The organism is Peribacillus sp. BM1, from assembly GCF_056679975.1.
In genome coordinates this window covers 740,746-766,071 of record NZ_CM155259.1, presented here as the reverse complement: position 1 = coordinate 766,071, position 25,326 = coordinate 740,746, and the positions used below count along the sequence as shown (strand labels likewise).

Here is a 25,326-nt window from a genome sequence, read left to right as displayed (position 1 = left end):
GCAATGCTAAGGAATGAAAGGAAAAATGAAAATGAAAATTACAGTTGCAGGAACAGGCTATGTGGGCTTAGTGACAGGAGTTTGTTTAGCAGAAGTTGGTCATAATGTGATCTGCTATGATATAGAAGAAAGTAAAATAGAAATGCTTAAAAACGGTAAATCTCCAATATATGAACCCGGAATTGAAGAATTAATCAATAAAAATCTTCAAAGTGGAAACCTGCGTTTCACGACTGATCCAGTAAGTGCATATAGTAAGGCTGAATTTATCTTTATCGCAGTAGGGACTCCAGAAAGTGAAGATGGATCTGCAAATCTAAGTTATGTGGAACAAACGGCATTAACGATCACAAAGTATATCAGCCGTTCTGTAGTGATCGTAACAAAAAGTACAGTTCCAGTCGGTACAAATGAGTGGATTAAACGCGTCATTAAAGAGAGGGTTAGTCCTGAGTATCAAATTGACATTGTCTCAAATCCTGAGTTTTTACGTGAAGGAACAGCCGTTCATGACTCCTTCCACGCAGAAAGAATTGTGATTGGTTCTGACAACCATCTGGCAGCGGACCGTGTTGAAGAGATATTTGCACCATTCCAAGTACCGATTGTAAAAACAAATTTACGAAGTGCTGAAACAATCAAATATGCTGCGAATGCATTTTTGGCAACAAAAATCAGCTTTATCAATGAAGTAGCGAATTTCTGTGAAAAAACGGGAGCTGACATCGAAGACGTCGCAAAGGGAATGGGAATGGACAGCAGGATTGGGAATAAATTTCTCAATGCTGGAATTGGATTTGGTGGCTCATGCTTCCCGAAAGATACGAAGGCACTCCAAACAGTTGCGAACGAATATGATTATCATTTCCGTATTTTAGATTCCGTCATTGAAGTAAATAATATACAAAAGAAGCGTTTAATTCAAAAAGCGAAGGAAGTACAAATACCTCTAAATTCGGCAACTGTTGCAGTACTCGGACTGGCCTTTAAACCAAATACAGATGATATTAGAGAAGCACCAGCTATTGAGTTAATAGAAGATCTTCTTAAGGAACATGCGACAATCAAAGTGTATGATCCAATTGCCTTAAATCATGTATATGCGAAGTTCGGCGAAGCCATCAGTTACTTTGATAGCATCGACGAGGCAATCCTTAATACAGATTGTGTATTCATTACAACAGAATGGAATGAAATTAGGAACTATCCATTAGATAACTATCAGAAATACATGCGAACCCCGCTTATTTTTGACGGAAGAAATTGTTATTCTAAATCAGATATTCAAGCCTACAACATCGAATATCACTCGATTGGAAGAGCTATACATCTTTTGGAGAAACCAGAATCTGAACATGGGACATAAAATAATCCTTATGTGTCGCCCACGTGTGTGCTGCATTATGTTAAAATAGATTTGTTCATCTCCTTATGGCGAAAAACTACCCGGATTTGGTGGTAAATGGATGATCACGAAGAACATTCCCTTCGCAACATTAAAATAGATAAGGTATAATTTCTGTTTAGAGAATATAAGTAATCAAAATTCCAGGCGATATATATTCCGTTATATTACGGAAGACATGAAAGGAAGAATACTATTTATGAACAAGAAGCTTTGTGTCGTTGGACTCGGATATATCGGCTTACCTACAGCTGTGATGTTTGCGAACCATGGATTAAAGGTACATGGGGTTGATGTGAATGAAAAAGCTGTCTCTTTAATTAAGAATAAACAGCTTCATATCGAAGAAAACGGCTTACAGGAACGCCTTAATACAGCTATAGACAATGGGAACTTTACCGTATCAACTACTCCTGAAGAAGCGGACGTTTTTATTCTTGCTGTTCCATCTCCAATCAATGAAGATAAGACGGCAAATCTTGAATATGTGCGTTCAGCTACAAAGGCTATTGCGCCTTTTGTTAAAAAAGGAAATCTAGTCATTCTAGAATCTACAGTACCTCCACGTACAGTAGAGGACGTAATGATGCCTGTTCTAATAGAAACAGGTTTGAATATTGGTACAGAGCTATTCGTATCTCATTCACCTGAACGAGTGATTCCAGGGAAGGTATTTGAAGAGCTGGTTAATAACGATCGAATTGTAGGCGGAATTAACAAAGAATCTGCGGAAATGACGGAAGAGCTTTACCGTGTCTTTGTAAAAGGTACCATTCACCTAACAGATGCTACAACGGCAGAAATGGTGAAAGTTATAGAGAATACGTACCGTGATGTAAATATTGCGTTTGCGAACGAATTAGCGAAAATCAGTGAACGAATTGGCGTGAACGCTTGGGAAGCTATTAAATTGGCCAATTTCCATCCACGCGTGAACATCCATACGCCAGGACCAGGTGTAGGTGGTCATTGTATTGCTGTTGATCCTTGGTTCTTAGTCGAATTACAGCCTGAATTTGCAAAACTTGTTCATTTGTCAAGAACAATCAATGATTCAATGCCGCATTACACGGCTGAAAAGACAAAGGACATTCTTGACTCTAAGCAGATTCAGCATGGCAGAGTATCGGCATTAGGTCTAGCGTTTAAAGCGAATATTGATGATACTCGCGAAAGCCCATCATTGGAAGTAATAGAAAATTTAAAAACGCTCGGAATAGATGTTGTGGCATATGATCCGCATGTGAAAGTGAATATAGCTGATTATCAAACGCAGGATCTGACAGAAGCACTGAAACATTCAGATATTATTCTTGTGTTAACAGAGCATTCAGAGTTCCAGAACATCAACCCACAGGAAATAGCAGATGTTGTCAGGACAAAAGTCGTCATTGATGCTAAGAATTTCCTGAACCGCAAGGAATGGGAGCAAGCAGGTTTTGAAGTATATGTACTAGGAGACTCCAAAAACCGAACACTTGCCTAAGCTATTTAGCGAAGGCAGGTAACTTCACTTTGGATAGGTGATATGATGAAAGAAAACTTTTTAGGGGTGGATGTTTGTTCGGATAATTATGAACAGCTTACTGTCTCTTTGTTAAATGATATAGAATCTGATAAGAAGTCCTTTATTGTGGCCATAAACCCTGAAAAAATCATGAAGGCTCAAGAAGATGAGAAGCTACGTAACTTGTTGAACCAGGCAAGCTATCAAATTCCCGACGGCATCGGAATCATCGTTGCTTCCAAAATGAAGGGCGGTAAGATCCGTCAACGGGTTACAGGGATTGATATGATGCTAAAGCTTTGTGAGACAGCATCAGAGCATAATAAGAAAATCTTTTTGTACGGTGCAAAGCCAGGGATTGCAGACGAGGCAAAGATGTCGCTCGAAAAACAATTTCCAGCGATTCAAATCGTCGGCACAATCAATGGCTATGAAAAGGATCAACAGGTAATCGAGCAAACAATTAATGATTCGAAAGCAGACATCGTATTTGTAGCACTTGGCAGCCCAACGCAGGAATATTGGATTGTTAATAATATGAACACTCTCTATCCTTCTGTTTATCAGGGGGTAGGTGGATCTTTTGATGTCATATCGGGCAGAGTGCAGAGAGCCCCAGCAATATTTCAAAAGTTCGGTTTAGAGTGGCTATATAGGCTGTTAAAGGAACCTTGGCGCTGGAAGAGGCAGCTTATTCTTCCCCAATTTTTGCTAAAGGCATTAAGAAGGTCTTAGATCCTTATGTCAAAATTTAAACTTGCAAGTATTGTATTTCTGCTTTCTACTATTTTACTTAAATTTTCCAGTATGATACGAGATTTAGTCATTGCAAGTTTCTTCGGCAATTCGTATATGGCCGATGTGTATTTTGCTACTATGACCATACCGAACACCATTGTTTTATTTATGCTGACGGGGATGAAGGATGCATTTTTACCAAGCTATTTCAAATTTGATAAACTGGGGCGTGGCTTTGCGCATTTAACCAATATCGTTAAAGGTACTTTCTGGATATCTCTTGCTGTTTCTATCGTAGGTATTCTCCTTACACCATTGCTGATGAAATGGTTTTATCCGGATTTTGCATCCTACGAATTTGGAATGGAAATTGCAATTTGGACCTCTGGGGTCTACTTCCTGTCCATCGCATTGGTTGGCGTGAATGCTGTTTATGAAGGCTATTTCGATTCACAGCGAAAATTCTCTTTTTCTACCTTTTCGCAAACAATCGTTGTGTTTACCACGATCCTGTCGACCTGGATTTTTCATGAATCACTTGGAATTTATGCAGTTCCTTTAGGGTACTTACTTGGAACGGTATTTTCCTTCCTGATGAAGATTGTGTATCTGACCCCAGGGAAATTCTTGGCTTGGAAACAAAAGATGGATTTTACTGAAATTAAATCCTTTTATCAAATTTTCGTACCAGTGGGATTAACCATTGCGGTAGGTCAAGTGAATTTAACGGTTAATATTATCTTTGCGGCAACGCTTGGCTCGGGAGTTGTATCAAGCTTGAACTATGCGTTCCGGCTAGTGAATATTCCGCAAGCAATCTTTGGGGTAACGATTGCCACAATTATATACCCAATTCTTGCGAAAGCGAGCTCAGACAAGAATTCACCATTATTTAAAACAGGGATTGAAAAAGGTTTATCTTATATGTTCCTCTTTCTAGCTCCAACCGTTGTAGGAATGATTATCCTGATGGAACCGATTGTTCAGGTGGTGTATCAGCGTGGTGTTTTCGATGCTGCAGCAACAAAGGCAACAAGCACGTATGCATTGTTCTATATGGGATCTGTCCTATTTTACAGTATCCAAGCCGTCATTGCTAAAGGGTTTTATACGTTAGAAAAAGGGCACTATATGATGAGAATAGGGCTGATTTCAATTGTTATTAATATTATATCGAATTACTTCCTATCTCAGATGTATGGACCTGTAGGATTAGCGGTTTCAGCTTCGTTAGTTGGTTTTATCTATTCTGCCATCACTTTTTCTACTTTATATAAAATTTCCGGTGGATTCAGTCTACCATTTATCGGAAAAGAATATGTGAAAATCATAGGGGCAACTGCGGTTATGGCTGCAAGTCTATGGTACATTGAAAAAATAGATTGGATACAGAATCTGCATAATATTCCTTTCTTAGGCATTATGATCATCTTGGGGGCAGGGTTGTACTTTGCTGTTCTGTATGCATTGCGGACAAGCTCATTTATTGAACTCCTTGCCAAAGGAAGAAAAGCAAAAAAAGTTATATAGGAGTACGTATATGAAGGATAAACTTACATTTTTCAAAAAACTGAATAAGATTGATACCTTTTCACCATATTTCTTCTTTCCATTTATTTATGTGTTATATTTTTTCGTAAGCTTGTTTGATTTTAGCCGATTTGCATATTTTGATGTGAATCGGAATGTGTTTTTCCCGTTATTTATCGGGCTTGTCGTATACCTTGGTGCTGTCTATCTTGCTGATAAGAAAGACTGGGTTTTCCCATCGTTTGGACTTTCAAGATTCCTAAAGGGAAAAACGATTTACTTCCTTTGGGCACTTGGGTTAATCGGCTTAGTATGCTATTTAATCATGCTGTTTACTGGACAAGTTGGAATTTCGGATGAATCTATCCGCAGAAACCTTGATCCTAAGCTAAACTTCATGAGTGCATTGCTTTGGTTTGCGGTGATCTTCTTACTATGTGATAAGATCCTGAAAGAAAAGGACTTAACTCGACGTAAGCAATTTAGTTATGGCATTATTTTATTAGTTGTGTTCATCCTCTTCGTCTTGATGGGGTATCGGACACCGATTGCTGTGATGTTCTTGACATCATTCATCGTTTTTCATTACATTATCAAAAAAATAAAGCTTTCATGGTTCTTAACAGTTTTAGTTGTCCTTGGACTGCTTTTCTCCCTGTTTGGTTTCTTCCGTGTTGTTTCAGAAGATACAACCAAGCAATTCAATAATCGAAAAGGTCCTGATGTTGAAATAACTCAAGAAAGCGAGAATCATAATCTTGCTTTAGTCAGGGAAATTAACAAAACACCCAAATGGGTCCGTGCCTTGAATGGTGAAATGGTTACTGGACATATTGTGTTAAGTAAAATTATGGAATATACCGATATACATGGTTACACAAAAGGAAGTCTGCATGCTGGAATCCTTTCAACGGTTCTTCCTGGAGAACAGAAATCGCCTAGAACAGTTGTGACAGAAATGGTTAACTCTTTAACGGTAGATGAAGGAAAGTACATCACAAGACCTGGACGTACAACAACTCCGACTTTCCCAGGCCAGCTGTATGTGGAGGCTGGATATATCGGAATCATCATTGGATTTGCCATTTACGGTCTGGTCTTATCCATGCTCTATAATCAAGTGAGAAGATCAGGAATTAAGTCGTATCAAACAGCAGCTTATGGATTTGTCACGGCAATCTTTACATTATCCATTCATACAGGCCTACTGGACTTGATCTTTATCCTGATGATTGGCTATGCAATTCTCTCGACGAGCATAGAAAAGACAGTTAGAAAAATTTAGTAGTCTACGCTTAATAATACGAAATATCCGTTGAGTAAATACTTTATAAGTGGTAAAATATATTCAATGAGAGAATTCTTTCCTTTTCCTATAATGAATAGCAATCGGTTGGTAGCCCATGCTTGAAAAACACCTATTTATAGAAATAGGTGTTTTTCAGTTTCGAGAAAAATGAAGCTAAGCATAATCCATATATTTGATGTGCTCTCGGAATAGCGCATAGATTAATTCGGGCTTCTGTCTTGAGTTGATAAACTTTCCCTTCGGCTCGCAAATTTGATTTCCGGTATGTAATGCTTGAAGCGTAGGGTTTATGCACTAAATAAGACTGGCGATTTCCCCTTTTAGTATCCCGCACCACAAATAACCGGAAAGGTTCACCAAATATATGGTGAACCTTTCCGGTTCCATTCACAAATTTAATTTTGCGGAGGATAAGCTTTAAACGAAGATAAATCAAGTTCTTCTTTTTGGACAAGTTCTTTCGGGAAGATGAACGTCCAAGGTTTACTAGTGTTATTTCTTACTTCAAAGCTCTCAAGTGTGAAACCGCCTTTTGCGATAACATCACCTGTTGCATCTTCGACAATTAACGGAATTTGTTCTAGCTTAATCGATTTATCACTGCCGTTACGGATCAGCATCGTAATATGAAGGTTTCCTTCTGGCGTTTGCTGTGCCTGCAGACCCATGAAATTTACTTCTCCTGATTTTGGAGGAGTTAAGCTGTTGATCATATCACGAAGTTTGTTTTTCTCCGCTTCTCCGAGACTCTTTTCCCAGCTTTCTTCAAGTTCCAATGTATGAGGTTTTTTCAGTTCAAAGGCAAGCTTCCAGCCACTTTGTGGGATATCGGCCGGGGTTGACTCAGAAGTCGGAAACGAGAATTTCCATGGAACACTGCTTTCTGCTGGGATTTCTCCTAGCTGAGATAAGTCAAATTCATTTCGGGCAAGGACTTCTTCATTTCCCCCTAGAAGTAGAAGAGGTAATTTCTCGAATTGGATTGCCTTAGTCAAGCTATTGCGGATAAAAGCAGATACTTGAATAGTGGCACCATCTGAAATTAAATCAATCCCTGATAAAGAAACCTGATTTTCCTTAAGCAATGGTAATTCATTATTTAAAAATTGCAGATAATATTTATCTTCAACATTTACTTCGATAGCTGGATGAATGAAGAGAGCCGTTTTTACAGTACGCTCCTCTACTGATCCATCCGTTGAGCTTCCTAATAGCTCTTCAGAAGAAAACGTAGAGTCGCCTCCTTTTTTTTCTGGTTGATTTTTACCTCGGTTAAAGAAACCCATCTGCTATTTCCTCCTATGAAAAGGGAGAGGATGACTTCAATCATCCTTTCCAAAAATTTAATCTTTTTGTAATGCCTGGTATAGAGAGTACAAGCGCATGCTGACATCACGTTCCAGTTGATAATACATAAGGGAAAATAATTCGAATCCTTCTCTTGAATACGCACGCATTGGATCTTCCTGACTATAGCTTCTTAAGCCTACTCCTTCTTTAAGATGCTCCATTGCTTCAATATGGCTCAACCAATGGAAATCTGTTGCTGAAAGCAAGGTGGCTTTTAAAGTATGAATGAATGGCTCATCTTCTTCAACGAAATCGAATTGGCTGAGGTATTCTGGCAAGACGGATAATACTGGTTCCTCGAGAGCGGCTTTGTTAGTAGATTCCTCCGGCCATTTAAAAGTCTCAATTGGCAGAGTAAGCATAAGATTCGCCTTCATCTCGGCGATTGGCCATTTCTCGACAGGCTCGTCATCAGGACAGCTTCTATTCAATTCTTCATTCACATAGGATTGAATCATTTTTTTGGAAAGCTCAAGAAGGTCCGTTCCGGCAATGATTTTATTTCGCAAATCATACACTGTAGTTCGCTGGATATTCATCACATCATCAAGTTTTAAATTATATTCACGAATGGAGAAGTTACTGCCTTCACAAATTCGTTGCGTGCGATTGATGAATTCGAGTATATTCTTGTTCAAAATCAAGCCGTTTTCATCCGCTTTCAAGGTTTTCTTCAATTTGGCCACATCATCTATGGCGAAACGAAGGAACATATCATCCTCAATCGAAATGAAGAATTCAGAGCGGCCAGGATCTCCTTGACGACCGGAACGCCCTTTCAGCTGATTGTCCACTCGGCGTGATTCATGTCGTTCTGTACCAATTACATAGAGGCCGCCTAGTTCTGCTACGCCATCTCCCAGTGCGATGTCGGTACCGCGTCCTGCCATATTGGTGGCAACGGTAATCATCCCTTTTTGTCCAGCCTGCTCAATCAAACTTACTTCTTGTTCAACGCTTTTTGCATTTAGGAGCTTGAATACCAATCCTTCTGCCTTCAAATACTCAGCGACACTTTCCGATTGAAGGATTGAAGTTGTCCCAATCAGTACTGGCTGTCCTTTTTGGTGAATTTCTTTTACCTTCTTTGCGACAGCTTTGTATTTTTGTTTAGTTGTAACATATACCTGATCTTGCAGGTCTTCTCGAAGCACAGGCTTATTGGTTGGAATCTGGACAACTTCCATATTGTAGATCTGCTGAAATTCTTTTTCCTCAGTCTTAGCCGTCCCGGTCATTCCTGAAAGCATAGGATAGAGGCGGAAATAATTTTGAATCGTTACAGAGGCCTGTGTCTTATTTTCTTCTGTTACCTCTAAGCCTTCTTTTGCTTCAATCGCTTGGTGAAGTCCATTGCTCAGTGATCTTCCTTCCATTGGACGTCCTGTAAACATATCAACAAGTAAAATCTTGCCCTCTTTAATAATGTAATCGACATCACGTTTGAACATCACATTTGCACGAAGCGCCTGGATGACGTAATGGTATAGAGTTTGATGCTCTAAATCATAGAGGTTATCAATATCAAAGCCTTGCTCAAGTTTAGATATTCCTTCTTCGGTAAAATTGGTTGCCTTTGTTTCTGGATCGAAGGTATAATCTTTATCCTTTTTGAACGTATTCATAATTCGGGCACACAGGTAGCTTAATTGAGAGCTGACTCCATTTTTTCCGGCAATGATGAGCGGGGTTTTTGCTTCGTCGATCAGTACGCTGTCTACTTCATCGACAATTGCGAAATGAAAGGGACGTTGAACTCGACTTTCGGCCTGGTACACCATATTGTCACGTAAATAGTCGAATCCGAATTCGGTTCCCACTCCATACGTAATATCCACTTGATAGGACGCTGCCTTTGCGTCCGGTTGCATCAACGGAAGATTTAGCCCAACCGTCAAGCCTAGGAATGTGTGGATAGGTCCAATATTCTCCATATCACGTTTAGCCAAATAATCATTAACCGTAATCACATGAACACCCTTGCCTTCAAGTGCTCGTAAATAACTAGGCAGCGATGCTACCAGAGTCTTTCCTTCACCAGTCGGCATTTCTGCAATACTGCCTTCTGTTAAAACCATACCGGCAATAAGCTGTACATCATAATGACGAAGACCAAGCACCCTTTTGGCCGCTTCACGAACAACTGCAAAAGCTTCAGCCTGAATATCGAAGACTGTTTTTCCATTCGCAAGCTGTTCCTTAAAATATGTGGTTTTATTCTGAAGTTCTATATCGGACAGTTTCTCATATTCGGATTCAAGTGAATTTATTTTTTCGACGATTTTATAATAGCCTTTAAGTTTCTTGGACTGTGTATCTCCAACTATAGTTTTAAGATAATCTAACATATCATCTGCTCCTAATCTATGAACCTTATCTACTAGAAATTAGTATAGCATTCTTTACATATACTTTCATTATTAGGAAGAAAAGAACCACTGGCTATTTTTTACCATTTTAATAAATCTCGATAATTATAAATAGAATATTTAGGAAAAATAGAGTAGACTAAAATAGGGAAATAATACATGTTCAGATAGTATTTACCATAAAAAATAGCGGAATAATAACGTATTATTTTCCGATTAATAGAATAATAGGAGGATTTAAATATGGGGAAAAAGCTTAAAGTTGGGCTAAGTCTAGGACTGGCATCAGCACTAATCGTACCAAGTGCGGTCTCGGCTTCAGTTGTATCACCAGTTGACCAAATTCAATCAGGAGAATTCAAGCCTGTTTCTGGTAAATTATCAGAAGAAAATGTATTAGCTAATAAAAAACTCCAAGAGAAAAGGCAGGAAGTCAGCAGTGATACACTTGTCATTAAATACAAGCAGTCCTTGGGGAAAGCAATCCACCAAAAAGCAAAGGTAAAGGTTCAGAAGTCTCTTCCTTCACTTGGCTATGATGTGGTCAAGCTATCCAAGGGACAAAAGATGGCAGATGTGATTCACTATTATTCTTCTGTCAAAGGAGTCGTTTCAGCTACTCCGAGCGTTTACTTACAAACTGCTGCTTCAACAGGTGACCCGAAGAAAAAGGACAGCTATCATTTAAGCCTATTAAAAATAGATGAGGCACTTAAACTAGCAGGAAACCATGAAGTGACAGTAGCAGTCATTGATACGGGAATCGATGCGAAACATCCAGAGCTTCGTTCTCAACTACTGGCTCCATATAATGTGAACGAACCAGGTAATCAACCGCTTGCTGAAGAACACGCTACTCATGTTTCTGGAATCATTGCCGGTGTTCAAGGAAATGGCATTGGCGCACACGGAATAAACCCAAAAGCGAAGATCCTACCCGTTGATGTCTTTGGCGGATTCTGGGGAGCCTCCGACTATTCGGTTGCAGAAGGAATTCTTTATGCGGTGGATCAGGGAGCAGATGTCATTAACCTCAGCTTGCGCACGTATTATCCAAGTGACTTGTTGAAGGATGCGGTTCAAAAAGCGATTGATGCAGGCGTTACCATCGTAGCTGCTGCAGGGAATGAAGCAACCGATGAATATGCTTATCCAGCATCATTTAAAGGGGTAATCGGCGTTGGAGCAACGGATAGTAAGAATGCACTTTCGTATTTCTCGAACTTCGGTCCATCTGTTGACGTGGTTGCACCGGGAGAAGATGTCTTCAGCTCTGTGTATGACTATACAAAAGGCTCATCATTTACGAATATGAGTGGAACATCTATGGCTACTCCAATCGTTGCAGGAGCTGTTTCTTTACTGAAATCGAAATATCCTGATTTAAAGCCAGTTGAGATTGAAGCAATCTTAAAAAGTACAGCCACGGATCTTGGAGCAAAGGGCTATGACCTTAAATACGGCAACGGACTTGTAAATCTGACTGATGCATTAAAATTCAATTTAAAGAACCTTCCGAAAACAGTGACACTTCCCGATGAAGAGGCAAAGAAATCAGCGATAGTACTAAAAGGAGAAGGTAAAGAGTCTCAATCCGCATCCTTCACCCAACCTAACCAGAAGAACTGGTACAAAATCACCTTGAAAAAAGGGGAAGCTGTTCAAACGGTACTTTCTGGATCTGCAGATTATGATTATGGCTTAGAATTTGACTTCGCGCCTGCGGTACCGCCAAAGGACAAAAAGGCGCCAGCAAAAATAGAAGTGAATGATGTAAAAGCAGGCGATAAAGAAGGTTATTTGTTTAAAGCTGAGGAAGCTGGGGATTTATATATTGCGGCCCACGATGTGAACGGAAACTATTCATCATCTGGAAAGTCAACATTCAAGCTTGAAATAGAAAAAGTTACAGAGTTGCCTAAAGACAACTCAAGCATCGATAACATTTTGAATATCCCAGCGCTTCCGTACTCAACTGAGCAAGATGAAAACGCTCCGTTTACGTTCTTAGCTGAAACTAATGAAACAGACAAGGATTACTTTACTTTTTCAGTGGAAAAACCAGAGTTAGTTAAGCTGGATCTATCTGGCGTATCAGGTGTGAATTCATCAGTAGCTGTTTATTTCAAAGAGGAATTCGAAGCCGATCCTCCTAAAGACGGGTTTTCTGAAGATGGTGCCTATCCAATTGCTGGAGTCGATAAAAATCGTTCAGGCAAAGGAGAAAGCTTAGTGTTTGAAGCTGTGCCAGGTATGGAATATGTAGTCGAAATATCAGGAGCACCTGATTTCCGCTTCATCACGTTTGATTCCATTTTTGATCTTATTTCCTTAACAGAAGGAGGAGCATCAAGCGTAATTCCGTACACTCTGACACTTGAAGGAGCAACACTTCCGAAAGACGAAGACAACTACCCAGTTCAGCCTACTTTGGAAGAGGAATATACTTCTGAAGATATGTCGGCAAAAGAATATCAAACCGCTAAGAAAGCACAATTCAAGACAGCTGAAACGATTGCTGAAGACATCGAGCAATTCAGATGGTTTGAGAAAGAAGATATGGAGATTATTAAAGAAAACGCCCTACCATACCAAATTGGTAAAGAGGTCAAAGGTTATTTGCAAGTGCAAGATGATTCCGATTTCTTCAAACTTGCAGCTGACGCAAATGAGATTGTTGAATTAAACTTTGACATGGCTGATGCTCAGTATCCAGCTATCACCATTTTGGAGTACGACGAAAAGGCTGATGATATGTATCCTGTACTGGAAACTGGATACTTTTATAGTGAAAGCAATAGTACATCATTCAATACAGCTCTTGCCGTTGAAAAAGGAAAAACCTACTACGTACAACTAAGAGACGAATCCGGTATGATTTCAGGATCACCTTATACAATGAAATCCAAGAAGCTTATGGATGTACCGGTTGATAATGATATTGATCAAAGCGAATTTATTCGTGCTAAAGTATTGAAAACAGGACAAACTGTCAAGAATCATTTAATTTATGGAAATGACCTTGATATTTATTATGTGAAGAATACAGGTGCGGAGAAACTGTCCAATTTGCGTATTACACCTGAGAAGCTGACAGCTGAGAAGAAGCAACAATTACCAGAAGTCCTTCAAAACGATCTTTGGGTCGCAGCAACGGTTATTGAAGATACAAATGGAAATTTGCAGTTGGATGGAAACGAGTATGGAAAAGCTGTTACCTTCGGACCTGATTTCTACAGCACGGACACAGATCTAAATGCTGCATTCAAGACGAAGAAAAATACTGCTTACTTTATCGTTGTTGAAAGCTTGCAATATGGAGTTACATCTGTCTTGCCTTACACAATTACAGTGAATGATGCAAAGGGTGCTGATGAAGATGGGACTTCAGTTGTGAAGAACAATATACCTTCTAAGCCACTAGCGCTGAAAAAAGGAAAAAATGACTTAAATGCAACAGGTTATTTCAATGCGGGTGTTGCGTTTGGTGACAAAGACTACTACAAACTTGATGTAGCCAAGAAAAGCCAAGTTACGGCAATCCTTAAAACAGATACAGTTCTTGATGGTGCTCTGAAAATATTTAATGCAAATGGAAATCAAGTCGCTGCCATTGATTACTATGGAAAAGGATTCGATGAAGAATATACTCTGGACTTAGCAAAAGGAACATACTATCTTGAGGTGAGTGAAGCTTTAGGAAGAACAAGTAATATTCCTTACCAGCTATCTGTTCAAATGAAATAATGATAAAGTGAGGCCGCTACTTTAGGGCCTCTTTTGTTTGGGGAAATGGGGCGGGGCTGCGCGACTTGTTAAATTAGCCAATTTACTAAGAAGATATACTTTATTTTATTGGAAAACATCCCGAAAACCGGCTCCGCACCGCCACCATTGTGATTAGGTGGGTGTAGCGTGATAGATGATTGAACCTTCATAGTAAATGATGGCGTTTTAACACCATGCAGATTTTCTGTATAGAATTGTCGAGTTTAGTCACCCATTCTTTCTTATAAGAATAGTAAAATGCTATAATTGGTAAATAGGAGGTTGGAATACTTTGAAAATATGGAAAAATATTTGTAGCTTATTTGTCTTAGCGTTTATATTTTCGTGGGTTGGGGAAGCGCAAGCCCATGTAGTCGATTTAGTAGAAACGAAGGAAGCGCAGGTTAATTACGAGGATACCTATCCGCTCATCCAAAGCTATAAAGGAGCAAGCGGTGTAACCATTAATAGCTACAGCATAAAGTGGAATACGAAGAAGCAACTGCAGGAGTTGGAAGCAGAACTATTAAGAAATAAGCACGGAAATGAACTTGCTTATTTAGGAACAGTCGCAATCTTCCCGGATTATCCTGCGGGTGAAGGTGTACTTGGTCAATATTATGTTACATATCGTTCATCCTCTACTGGTGTGACGTTGGAGAAGGACCGGCCGATTTATTTATTTGGCGGTAACACCTATACAACCGTTTCTTCCATGGCCCACACATTGTCACATGAGTATGGACATCACTTTACGTTTTATCAACTGCTTGAGAGAGAAAGGCTGCTTCCGAAGGAATGGATGACCTCGAAGTATGCGAAAGCGAGGAAAGTGTCGGGCTACCCACTCATTCACAGCGGAGAAGTTAAAGAAAATGATGAAGCAAGCTATATATGGAGTCTGCCGGAAATCATGGCCGAGGATTATGTTCAATTGTTCGGATCAGAGCTAGCGTTGCAAACGAGCATTCAACGTAATATGGGCCTCCGTACACCATTTGATGACACAGGACTTCAAACGTATTGGAGCACAGAACTGAAGGGCGATTATAAAGTGGAGGCCCTTTCCCAGCTATATGTGACAGGTTATAAAAAAGGCAACAACGGAAATTATAACGTGCAGCTGTATTCAAACGGTCTGAAAAGCGGCAAGCAATATGTGCGTGCTGAGAAGGACGGCTTCATTTATGAAAGCTATCCGCTTGGTTCAATCGAAGTAAATAATAATCCTGTTTGGCTGACAGAGTCTTCTGTTCCACAGAACTCAAGAATGCTGCTTAATAGTCAAACAACAGAGACGTATAAAGCAAACGCCGTTCAATATAAGAAAGAGGGCTTTAACATTGGAACGAAGACGCTTGCTATCCGTACCGCGGACGTAAACAAAGAGGTAACCCCACTTGATACAGTTCGTGCAAAATCAGCAGCGAATCTTTCAATCCCTGAAACAAAGAAAATACTTCAGGAAGTTGCCGTTCAGAAAGGCATACCTGCTGAAATTCTCAAAGCCATCGCATTTGCGGAAACAGGAATGAAGCAATTTGATGCAAACGGCCTGCCGATCATCACCGAAGATGGCGGAATTGGAATGATGCAGATTACTATGACAGATGCGGAATATGCATCGAAAGACATTAATAAAGAAAAAGTGAAATGGGATATCGGCTACAATATCGAAATAGGGGCGGATATTCTTCTTGAGAAATGGAACCTTCCTTATCTACCGAAAGTGAACAAACATGAGAAGGACAAAATTGAAGACTGGTATTTTGCTATTCTTGCGTATAATGGGGCATCGAAACGAAATGACCCAACGATTCCACAGGCGAAAAAGCCTTATCAGGAAAAGGTGTTTGATGTCATTCGGAATTACAGCCTAACACCACTAGCAACGACTCCAACGGCATCCATCAACATTTCCTATCCGAATACGGATATTATGGTGTTTAAGGATTCAGGATACACATGGGGGAATGGCAAAAGTACACAAACCACGCAAAATCTTAAAAATGGACAAGCGGTTTACACTTTTATTAAAGATGGAGCGAATTTGAGAGACAGTGTCGATGGAAAAGTGATGAAAAAGCTTATCGAGTACACACCACTGCAAATCACTGGTGGACCATACGAAACGACAATCAACCCAAATAACCAATATGTGATGTATCAGGTAAAAGGCAATGGATTCGAAGGCTATATCTCTTCTTCTAACATAGCTACAGGATCTCTTACTCTGTTCTCTGATATTAAAGACGCGGAGTTAGCTTCTTCCGTAGCTTATCTACAAGTAAGAGGAATCATCAATGGCTATGAAGATGGTACGTACAAACCAAGTAATCAACTGCCAAGAAGACAAGCTGCCCAACTGATCGTAAAGGCTCTTGATCTTAAGCTTCCAAAAGGGTACCAAGTAAAAGCAACCGATCTTAAACCAGGAGACCTAGGCTATGAATATATGGCTATTGCAGAAGCGCATAATATAATGGGCCAAGGTGGTAAAATGAGGGGCAATGATCCGTTAACAAGAAGTCAAATGGCATCAGTGCTCGCCAGAACCTTTAAAGATTACTATGCAGTGCCAACTATTGAAACGAGCTTTTCTGATGTACCACGGAATGCCCATAACTATGAAGATATTAATACGCTGTACTTTAATAAGATTACAGTCGTCAATCCATTCCGTGTAGAAGAAAAGGTTACACGCGCACAGTTCGCGCATTTTCTAAAGAGAACGTATGAATTAGTAGAAAAAGAATAATAGAAAGGCCGCTGATCATATGATTAGCGGCCTTTCTATTTGAATCTATTAATGATACATAGCACGGGATAAGAACGCAGCAAATTGCGAACGAGTTACGTAATTATTCGGCCTGAATGTATGATCTTCTTCATAGCCCGTTGTGATACCAGATGCTGCAAGCTTCTCGATATCATCATATGCCCAATGAGTGGCAGGGACATCCGTGAAGTTCTTCTTCGTAGCGGATGACTTTAGGTTAAAAGCTCTTGTAAGGATTGCGGCCATCTGACCACGAGTTAGCGAATCATTCGGACGGAACTCACTATTATCATTCCCTTTAAAGATGCCTTCTTTATAGACAGCGTTGACAACGCCAATTGCCCAATGCGTGGAAGGAACGTCTGGGAATGTAGATGAGCGGTCATTCGCCTTTAAATGAAACGCTTCGGCAATCATTGTCGCGACATCAGCTCGTGATATTTGATCCTGTGGTTTGAAGTAGCTCATTGAATAGCCAATGGTTATGTCGTTTGTAGCAAGCTTATTCACATCTTGATAGGCCCAATGCTGTTGATTCACGTCATGAAATTCTCCAACGGAAAGTGAGTAATCAAGAACACGTCTTGCTCCTATATATTTTGCTTTCCAGTAGTAAGGATCGTCCAGACTTGAGATCATCACGCCTTTAGAAGAGGAAGCATGAATAAATTCATTATTTCCTATGTATATACCCGAATGGGAGACGCCCTTGCCACTTGTATTGAAGAAAACAAGATCACCTGTTCGTAAATCCTTTTTATCCACAGCAACACCTTCTTTAAATTGCTGCGCAGTCGTTCGTGAAACCTTCATATTCATCTCGCTAAATACCTTATGTATAAATCCTGAGCAATCAAATCCGAATTCATTATTCCCTGCCGTCTTATAAGGCACTCCGATATATTTTTTTGCAATTGGAAGTAGTTGATCATAATTTACTGTGGCAGCTAGTACACTTTTCGTAGCGCCTAGTAGCAAGAAAAGCAGACATGCACTGACAAAAATCTTTATTTTCATACGTCCTCCTTATAATAAATGAGTAATTATTGTTAATATCGACATAATATACTAATATTTTAGCATCTTCCTATCTTAGCGAACATTACAGTTTTGTAACAAACGAGAATATTAGGAGAGTAAGAGAAAAAAGTCTATCGAAAAAGAATAGTGCATCAAAAAACTATTAATATACAGGAATAAATTATTCAGGTTTGAAATAGAATGTAAAGTTGTTTATAATTACTAAATAAAGCAAAGAAACACCTTGCATAATATGGGATTTCCTGTAGAATAAGGTTTAGTATATGATGAGTTTGCCAAACATGGTGAATAATAGAATGGTAGAATTTACACTATGAAGAATGGATTGACAATCAATCTATAAAATTCTATACTAAAATTTGTAATAATTGTTACGAAGTCTTTTTTTAGGGGATAAGTTAAAATACATAATCTCTTAAAATAGCTTTAATAAATTTTTATCCAATAAAGGGAGGAACTTTCTCAATGGCTTACCAACCAAAATCTTATCGTAAATTCATGGCTGCATCTCTTTCAGTAGCTATGGTAGCAACAGCTGTATCTCCTGCATTAGCAGCAGAAACAAAATCATTCCCAGATGTACCCGCAACTGACACACATGCGGAGAATATTGCAAAAGCAGTAGAACTTGGCTTAATTAAAGGTAAAACAGATGGTACATTCGCACCTTATACAGACATTACTCGTGGTCAAGTAGCTAAAGTACTTGCTCGTCACATTGATCCAGACTTCAACACTAAAGAAGCTTTAACTGATGTAACACCATTTACTGATGTTCCAGCTACAATTGCTGATAGCGAATTGTACAAAGCGTCTCTAGTAGTTAAAAAAGCAGAAGTATTCACTGGTAGCAACGGTGCATTAAATGCTGCTCAACCTATTTCACGTCAACATATGGCTAAAGTTTTAGTTAATGCATTTGATTTGAAAGCAAATGATCATGAAGTTAAGTTTACAGACCTTGATCAAGCAACTGAAGAAATGAGACCATACATCAACATCCTTGCACAAAATAAAGTTACTGACGTAACTACTTATAAACCAACTGGTGATGTTCAACGTGCTCAATTCGCTACTTTCATGATCCGCGCAATTGATGCTACTACTAAAGTTGTAGCACCTGAAGTTAAAAGTGTAAGTGCGATTGACGTTAATAAAGTTGAAGTTAAATTCAACAAAGCTGTAGACACTAGCAAAGCTGTTGTTAAATTAACAAAAGGTCTTGCTAATTATAATGTAACTACTGCATGGAATGATGCTAAAGATACAGTTGTTATTACTTCTGTATTAAGCAAGCTAAGCCCTGCTGATTATACTGTTGTTGTTGAAGGTTTAACTTCTGAAGCACTTTCAGCTAACGTTAAATTTGAAGCTGAAAAAGCAAGCAAGGTAGAAGTAACAACTTCTAAAGTTGATGTTGCTGGTACTGCAACTGTATACTTAAATGTACTTAACCAATATGGTACTAAGTTTACTACTGTTGACCCTTCAAAATTAACTGTTAATACTACTGAATCTATTGCTGATGTAAGTTTCTCTGCTGTAACTGAAGGTGCGTCTTCTGATGCAAGAGGAAACCTAAAAGGTGATTTCACTATCACAAACACTAGCAATAAGCTAAAAGCTGGAGATGCTTTCAAAGTAACTGCAGTTTACGAAGGATTAACTGCTAGTGCAGATGTGAATTTTGTAAATCCAATTGATTTAGCTACTCTATCATTTGGTCAAGTTGCACCACTTAAGGATAAGGCTAGAATCATTATTGGTGATGATAACTTAGTTGTACCTTATACTGCTGTAGACCAATATGGTGCTGCATACGAGATAGATTTAACTGAAAACATCACTTGGGTATCATCTGATTCAGATATAGTAGATGTTGCTTCTTTAGAAATCCTTGACAAAAAGTTAACAGTTGATGCTGGTACTAAAGCTGGTACTGCAATTATTACTGCTATCTTAGCTGACGGAACTACTGCTCAATTCTCAGTTACTGTAGAAGCTGAAGCATATGCAAACACTGTTTCAATTTCAGCTCCAACTGCTCTAGTTGCAGATGGTGAGAAAGCATCATTAGATATCGTGGTACATGACCAATTCGGTCAAGTAATTCCTAATAAGGATGTTGCTGGACTAACATTTACTAACGGTTTCGCAATTAACCCTAAGACTGGTAAATTAGAAGGTACTGTAACTAAAAATGCTGCATTTAAAGTTACTGCTACTAAAACTGCAGATAACAAAGAATTAGCTGCTGTAACATTCGCTGTTGAAGAAGAAGCAGTTGCAAACACTATTTCTTCTGTTGACTTTGAAACTCTATTTGAAGTTGGTGCTTCAAAAACACTTACTCTTGATGACGTAGTTGTAAAAGACCAATATGGTAGAGCATTTAAACCTTCATCAGTAACAGTAACAGAAGTTGAAGCTGCAAATGATAACTTCAGCGTAACTACAAATGAAGTTGAAGCTCTTGTTACCGGTACAAAAGTATTTAAAGTAGCTGTTGATGGTTCAGCAAGTGCTGTGAAGAACATCACTTTAACTGCTGTTGCTTCTAAAGACATCACTTCATATGAATTAGCTCCAGTTGGTACTATTTATAACAATGCCTCTTATGCTGCAACTCCTGAGTTAATTGGTAAAGCTACTGATGGAAAATCAGTTGTATTAGTTGCTGGTAAAATTGCTAGCTTAACTTCTAGCAATGAAAATGTAGCTGTTATCAATGGCTTAACTGTAGAAGGTGCTCTTGCTGCTAATGCTGCTGATGCAACTTCAACAATCAAAGCTTGGAGTGCTGATGGTACACTACTTGGTTCAGCTGTAGTAACTGTAACTAATGTTGCTCCTAAGTTAGATTCAATCGTTGCTGCTGAAACTTTAGATGCTACTGTTGCATCTGTATTTACTTCTAAAGACCAATATGGTAAAGCACTAGATGAAGAAGGTACTTGGTACTTTACAAGTACTGCAGCTAACGGTGCTACAACAGCTGCTGCTGCTGGTACTTTAACATTTGACGGTGCTGATGCTGATAACTTCACTTTAGCAACTGGTGAATACGCAGTTAAGTTCGTATCTAAGGATGGAGAAACTGTAGCAACTACAGTAATTACACTTCCATAATAATTAATGCTAGTCAAGATAAACTGGTAGCCATAAATCTTTTCTTGATATAAGTAATGTCCCATAGAATATAAATCTATGGGACACTTTTCATTTTTTATTATGGGATATTGATTTAGGGGAATTGGGGTCAAGACCCCAGCTCCCTTAAAGCGCGAAAGTGCTAGATGAAAGGAAAGCCCTGTGGAGAGAAATGAACTGCCCCCTGTCAAGTAGACAGGGGAAATAATAAAAATGATTTAAGCGGCTTTAGCTCTATATTCCATAGGGCTGAGGCCGTTTAGTCGTTTTTGTAATCGATCATGATTATAAAATTGTATGTACTCATTCACCGCAAGACAAAGTTCTTCAAACGTATCATACTTATGTAAATCATACTTTTCACATTTGAGGGTACCCCAAAAAGATTCCATCGGCCCATTATCAATGCACCTTCCGACACGCGACATGCTTTGTGTCATTCTTGCTTTATCTATCCTGCGTTTAAATCCATGAGATGTATACTGGAAGCCTCGATCACTATGAATAAGAGGGTGATCCCCTGGTGAAACAGCTAGTTGTCCACTTCAAAAATTCAATCCACGGTTAAATCATCCTATTTTTATAGGATGATTCGTTTATTTTCGAGGGTGTTAGATTCATTTTAGACAAAAGGTAAAGGGCATATACGATGAGAATAAAAGAATCAAATAAGAGAGGCATGCCAAATAAGCCTTTCTATGAAGGTTTTTAAAAAATAGATAGTGAGGTGTTAAGCTACTTTTTTGTAAGTATGATAAAGGCCGTTTAACACAGGTGTCGCATCTAATTTTGTTTTCTCTACTGATGTCGGAAGATACACCGGTGAAGCAATGGGTGTTTTACCATTGATTCCTTGATGCGTTCGATCGGTGTTGTAGTAGTCGTGGATGTATTCGTGAAGTAGTTTATGTAAGTGTAATTGGTTAAGTGGGATGATTTGATCTAATAGTTCACGCTTGATTGTACCGATTACTCTTTCTGCATATGGGTTTTGCCACGGTGAACGATAGGCCGTTTTCTTTGAGGTGATTCCTGATGATGATAAAAACCGTTGAAATGCTTTGGAGCGAAAAATGGTGTCATTATCATGAATGAGATATTTAGGTACTTCACCATATGGCGTTGCATTCCTAAATTGTTGTATGGTCCATTGAGCTGTAGTGAAAACAGGGTGCCAGGAACCATCCAATAAAATGGAAATACGTCAAACTGGAATGTTCTGTGGAGAGAGATCTCTGCGGAGTTTTTTTAGTAGATAACCGAATCAAATAGAAAAAAAGTTTATATTATTTTGCTATTTGAGGAGGAAACAAGTTGTATTTGGGAGGTTCATTGAGAGAAGAATCAATTGTAGTTAATCAGAGCTGATTTTGAAACTAGGAATATTATTGTCAATAAATTTAGTATTCCTAGTTTTCTTCCCTTAATTAAGTGTAATCATTATGTTTGCGTGATGTATTAATTATATCTATCCTCTATTAAAGATGAATCCACATCGAGAAAAGCAGCTTTGCATTAGATAGATGGGGTTATTATGAAAAGTTAATTGAATCTATTATAGAACCCCATTTCCATTGGAACAGCCCAGACGTATGCTGCAAATATACAAACGACAGTTAGCATGAAATTGAAAACTTTTTTAGAGAGTAACTTTTTGAATATTAGGCTAAAGATTAATGTGAAAAGTACCATTGTAACCATCAAGACTAGCAAGGGTCCTATAAATTCCAGTTCATTAAATTCTACACCTTGAAAAATATTTTCCATAAGTCACCTACTTTTTTAGTAATTCTGTTTATATAATGTTCTAATTCCTTTTATATACTCTTCTGGTGTTCATAACAATAAATTTCCCCTTGGAATTCCTTATTTAATATACAGAATGATTTCACTTTTTCGGATACTGGTTTATTACAAACGATACACTTATCTTTGTTCATTCCTTTATCATCGTCTTTCTTCAATTCCTGGATAGTATCCACATGCTGTTTTCTAATGGATACGTTCGAAATATTTGCATTCAAAAGAGACTTATTGATTTTCTTAATTTCTTGATTCGTTAAAATGGGTAATTTTGATAATTTCCTGACAGCTACTTTTCTTTGTATAAATTCAGTCAATTCAATATCATAAACCACTAATTCATCTGAGCTTATCTTCCTCAATTCTTCCCCAAGTTTGAATGTACATCGTTTAGTAAAAGAGACGATTGAAATAAAATAAGGGTCATATTTCTCCTCAATCACATTTTTTAAGGCTTTAATATGACCAAAATTTTGCATCAATGGATTCATCATTTTAAACTTCCCATTAATTAACCAAGTTTTTCGATCTTTTCCTCCATAAATTGTTCCTTGATAATTCTTTGTCTCAATTACGAATATTCCATAAGGAGTTATAACAACATGATCAATTTGGGAATAACCAGTTTTAGATTTGGGATTTTTTATTAATAAGTCATTTAAATACATATATTCTTTAGGCATTTGAGATAATTGAATATCAATTTTGTATTCTCCAAGTTCACCTTTTCTTAAGGCAGTCCGTTCATTATTTTTCTTCGGAGAGTCACCTTTTTCCTTCAGAACTGTAATTTGTTTCCGTTCATTTTTGGAAGCAGTGTTGTTCGTTTTCTTACTAAATATCTTATTAAGAAACATGATTTACCTCATTCATATTTGGATTTTCAGTCTATATATTTTCTATCGTCATAAATAGGGATTAAATAATGCTTTGGTGAGAAATTCATTAAAGAAAGTGAGGGAATTGACGGAACTTGAGATTCCTAAGGATGGAGGGAAAAGAAGGTGCCAGGCACCATCCAGGAATCTGGAGAAAAGAAGGTCAAAAGCTTGTAAGGAAGGTGCAACTGTCACTCTCCGAACCAATCCTGAAAAGATGTTCTGTTGTTTTGTACTTCCAGTTATAGTATCAGACAAAACTTACACCTATACGTTTCGTTGTAATTGAAATCGCCTCATTGCCCTCTATTAAAGATAGATATACATGATTACTCATTAAGCATCACGCATATACTACCATTTCTGATTTCTCTTTATATTTTCCGATTATATCAAGAAACTTTATACAGTCCTCATTATCGTAAAATATGGAAATTAGGCTTGAAGGGATGTTATGGTTAACTAGATGATAGGGAGGGGATTTTTTGTTTAGAAGAATATTTTCTTTAGTAATGATGACATTTTTGATTGTTGCTAATGTTCAGTGGGTTAGTGCTAGCGGCAATTTTAAAGATGTTACAAATTATCAAGATGAGATTGAGTTTTTAACTTCTAAAGGAATTATAAAGGGTTTTGATGACAATATTTTTAAGCCAAATGATAGTATTAAACGTTTGCAAGCCGTTCAAATGATTTTGAGAGAGAAGGGTTTTACGGATTTTTCTAATGTTAGTAATCCGGGTTTTATTGATGTGAAGCCTGGAAGTTATGGGTATGGTGAGATAGCGAAGGCTGTTGAGTTAGGGATTATTAGTGGAAAGACGAATACTAAGGGACAGAAATATTTTGATGCTTTTGGATCTTTGACGCGTGGCCAGATGGCGAAGATTTTGACGCTTGCTTATGATTTACATGATGGTTATCCAGCTGGTTATATAGATGTTATCAATTGCTATGACAATGAGATTTATCAGTATGTATCTGCATTAACAGGGCATGGAATTACTACTGGTTATAGTGATGGTACTTTTAGGCCTAATACTCAATTAAGTCGCCAGCATTTCGCACTGTTTATGGCTCGATATTTAGAGGATAGATTTAAGTCTAATTCCTCTTCATTCAGTTATGAGGTTTATTTAGATAATGCTGTTGATGTTTATGATAAACCCAATGGTAAAAAAATTAATAGAATAAAAGTTTGGGCTAAAGAACCGGTAGATGGACCTGACGGAGAATACAATACTGTTATAGTAAAAGAATTTGTTCCTAATAATTGGATAAGTATAGTTCATAAGAATACTACTGGTAAAATAATAAAGGGCTATATTCAATCAAAATATATAAGCCCTAACATTAATGCTGTAGATTATGGGATTGTTAATAGTAGCAATGGTTTGAATTTAAGAACAGCACCAAGTTCAAACTCTAGTAAGATAACAACTATACCTTATGGAGCATTAGTGAGGTTTATTTACACAACCCCTGATGATGATTGGGCTCAAGTAAATTATGCTGGGAGAACCGGTTATATTATGATGAAGGATATTTCTTTATAAGGTGATGTTTGCTCGAAGGATTGGGATTTGTTTTGTTCAGGAAAGCAGGAAAGTGCCTGTGCGTTGCGAAAGCAGGTGCCAGGCACCTTCCAGAAATCCGGAAATAAATAAGGCTGCACCAGCAAGCTATTAAGTTGAATTTT

The 25,326-nt window shown here is 38.3% G+C and carries 14 protein-coding genes and 1 pseudogene; 9 read left to right on the top strand and 6 right to left on the bottom strand.

The window, feature by feature from the left end:
- The first annotated feature begins 31 nt into the window (after positions 1–31).
- The 5 genes from AC1MGI_RS03660 to AC1MGI_RS03640 all read left to right on the top strand — a co-directional run bounded on the left by AC1MGI_RS03660 (position 32) and on the right by AC1MGI_RS03640 (position 6,465).
- Entirely contained in the window at positions 32–1,366 is a 1,335-nt protein-coding gene (locus AC1MGI_RS03660) for a UDP-glucose dehydrogenase family protein (protein ID WP_480348618.1), read from the top strand.
- A gap of 238 nt (positions 1,367–1,604) precedes the next feature.
- Entirely contained in the window at positions 1,605–2,891 is a 1,287-nt protein-coding gene (locus AC1MGI_RS03655) for a nucleotide sugar dehydrogenase (protein WP_480348617.1), read from the top strand.
- Between the two features lie 45 nt (positions 2,892–2,936).
- Positions 2,937–3,647, top strand: a complete 711-nt coding sequence (locus AC1MGI_RS03650) for a WecB/TagA/CpsF family glycosyltransferase (protein ID WP_480349696.1) — start codon at positions 2,937–2,939, stop codon at positions 3,645–3,647.
- Between the two features lie 6 nt (positions 3,648–3,653).
- Positions 3,654–5,180 carry a murein biosynthesis integral membrane protein MurJ gene (murJ, locus tag AC1MGI_RS03645; protein ID WP_480348615.1) on the top strand — a complete coding sequence of 509 codons (1,527 nt, stop codon included), beginning with the start codon at positions 3,654–3,656 and terminating at the stop codon, positions 5,178–5,180.
- 10 nt (positions 5,181–5,190) lie between these two features.
- A complete protein-coding gene (locus tag AC1MGI_RS03640; protein WP_480348613.1) occupies positions 5,191–6,465 on the top strand; it encodes an oligosaccharide repeat unit polymerase in 1,275 nt (424 codons plus the stop codon).
- 419 nt (positions 6,466–6,884) lie between these two features.
- On the opposite strand, the gene AC1MGI_RS03635 is transcribed toward AC1MGI_RS03640, so the two are convergent.
- Positions 6,885–7,775 carry an accessory Sec system S-layer assembly protein gene (locus AC1MGI_RS03635; RefSeq protein ID WP_480348611.1) on the bottom strand — a complete coding sequence of 297 codons (891 nt, stop codon included), beginning with the start codon at positions 7,773–7,775 and terminating at the stop codon, positions 6,885–6,887.
- Positions 7,776–7,832: 57 nt separating this feature from the next.
- A complete protein-coding gene (secA2, locus tag AC1MGI_RS03630) occupies positions 7,833–10,187 on the bottom strand; it encodes an accessory Sec system translocase SecA2 (protein WP_480348609.1) in 2,355 nt (784 codons plus the stop codon).
- Between the two features lie 264 nt (positions 10,188–10,451).
- Here secA2 and AC1MGI_RS03625 point away from each other — a divergent pair, with 264 nt between their 5' ends.
- Together AC1MGI_RS03625 and AC1MGI_RS03620 are read left to right on the top strand one after the other, a co-directional pair.
- Positions 10,452–13,955 carry a S8 family peptidase gene (locus AC1MGI_RS03625; RefSeq protein ID WP_480348607.1) on the top strand — a complete coding sequence of 1,168 codons (3,504 nt, stop codon included), beginning with the start codon at positions 10,452–10,454 and terminating at the stop codon, positions 13,953–13,955.
- 313 nt (positions 13,956–14,268) lie between these two features.
- Positions 14,269–16,734, top strand: a complete 2,466-nt coding sequence (locus AC1MGI_RS03620; protein WP_480348605.1) for an S-layer homology domain-containing protein — start codon at positions 14,269–14,271, stop codon at positions 16,732–16,734.
- Positions 16,735–16,782: 48 nt separating this feature from the next.
- On the opposite strand, the gene AC1MGI_RS03615 is transcribed toward AC1MGI_RS03620, so the two are convergent.
- Positions 16,783–17,772, bottom strand: coding sequence for a C40 family peptidase (locus AC1MGI_RS03615; protein ID WP_480348603.1), 990 nt, complete (start codon positions 17,770–17,772; stop codon positions 16,783–16,785).
- Positions 17,773–18,261: 489 nt separating this feature from the next.
- On the opposite strand from AC1MGI_RS03615, the gene AC1MGI_RS03610 reads away from it, so the two are divergent.
- A complete protein-coding gene (locus AC1MGI_RS03610) occupies positions 18,262–20,925 on the top strand; it encodes an S-layer homology domain-containing protein (protein WP_480348601.1) in 2,664 nt (887 codons plus the stop codon).
- A gap of 239 nt (positions 20,926–21,164) precedes the next feature.
- Here AC1MGI_RS03610 and AC1MGI_RS03605 read toward each other — a convergent pair.
- The 3 genes and pseudogenes from AC1MGI_RS03605 to AC1MGI_RS03595 all read right to left on the bottom strand — a co-directional run.
- Positions 21,165–21,467, bottom strand: a pseudogene (locus AC1MGI_RS03605) (transposase); the annotation flags it as partial.
- 209 nt (positions 21,468–21,676) lie between these two features.
- Entirely contained in the window at positions 21,677–22,135 is a 459-nt protein-coding gene (locus tag AC1MGI_RS03600; RefSeq protein ID WP_480348599.1) for an integrase core domain-containing protein, read from the bottom strand.
- 628 nt (positions 22,136–22,763) lie between these two features.
- Positions 22,764–23,606: a nuclease-related domain-containing protein gene (locus AC1MGI_RS03595; RefSeq protein ID WP_480348597.1), complete on the bottom strand. Its 843-nt coding sequence runs from the start codon at positions 23,604–23,606 to the stop codon at positions 22,764–22,766.
- Between the two features lie 506 nt (positions 23,607–24,112).
- Here AC1MGI_RS03595 and AC1MGI_RS03590 point away from each other — a divergent pair.
- Positions 24,113–25,183 (top strand): S-layer homology domain-containing protein, encoded by a 1,071-nt coding sequence (locus tag AC1MGI_RS03590; RefSeq protein WP_480348595.1) that lies wholly within the window; start codon positions 24,113–24,115, stop codon positions 25,181–25,183.
- Positions 25,184–25,326: the final 143 nt, after the last annotated feature.

Coding starts and splice junctions, on each gene's coding strand:
- murJ (WP_480348615.1), top strand. CDS start 3,654: ATGTCAAAATTTAAACTTGCAAGTATTGTATTTCTGCTTTCTACTATT.
- AC1MGI_RS03625 (WP_480348607.1), top strand. CDS start 10,452: ATGGGGAAAAAGCTTAAAGTTGGGCTAAGTCTAGGACTGGCATCAGCA.
- AC1MGI_RS03610 (WP_480348601.1), top strand. CDS start 18,262: ATGGCTTACCAACCAAAATCTTATCGTAAATTCATGGCTGCATCTCTT.
- AC1MGI_RS03635 (WP_480348611.1), bottom strand. CDS start 7,775: ATGGGTTTCTTTAACCGAGGTAAAAATCAACCAGAAAAAAAAGGAGGC.
- AC1MGI_RS03650 (WP_480349696.1), top strand. CDS start 2,937: ATGAAAGAAAACTTTTTAGGGGTGGATGTTTGTTCGGATAATTATGAA.
- AC1MGI_RS03660 (WP_480348618.1), top strand. CDS start 32: ATGAAAATTACAGTTGCAGGAACAGGCTATGTGGGCTTAGTGACAGGA.
- secA2 (WP_480348609.1), bottom strand. CDS start 10,187: ATGTTAGATTATCTTAAAACTATAGTTGGAGATACACAGTCCAAGAAA.
- AC1MGI_RS03595 (WP_480348597.1), bottom strand. CDS start 23,606: ATGTTTCTTAATAAGATATTTAGTAAGAAAACGAACAACACTGCTTCC.
- AC1MGI_RS03640 (WP_480348613.1), top strand. CDS start 5,191: ATGAAGGATAAACTTACATTTTTCAAAAAACTGAATAAGATTGATACC.
- AC1MGI_RS03615 (WP_480348603.1), bottom strand. CDS start 17,772: ATGAAAATAAAGATTTTTGTCAGTGCATGTCTGCTTTTCTTGCTACTA.
- AC1MGI_RS03655 (WP_480348617.1), top strand. CDS start 1,605: ATGAACAAGAAGCTTTGTGTCGTTGGACTCGGATATATCGGCTTACCT.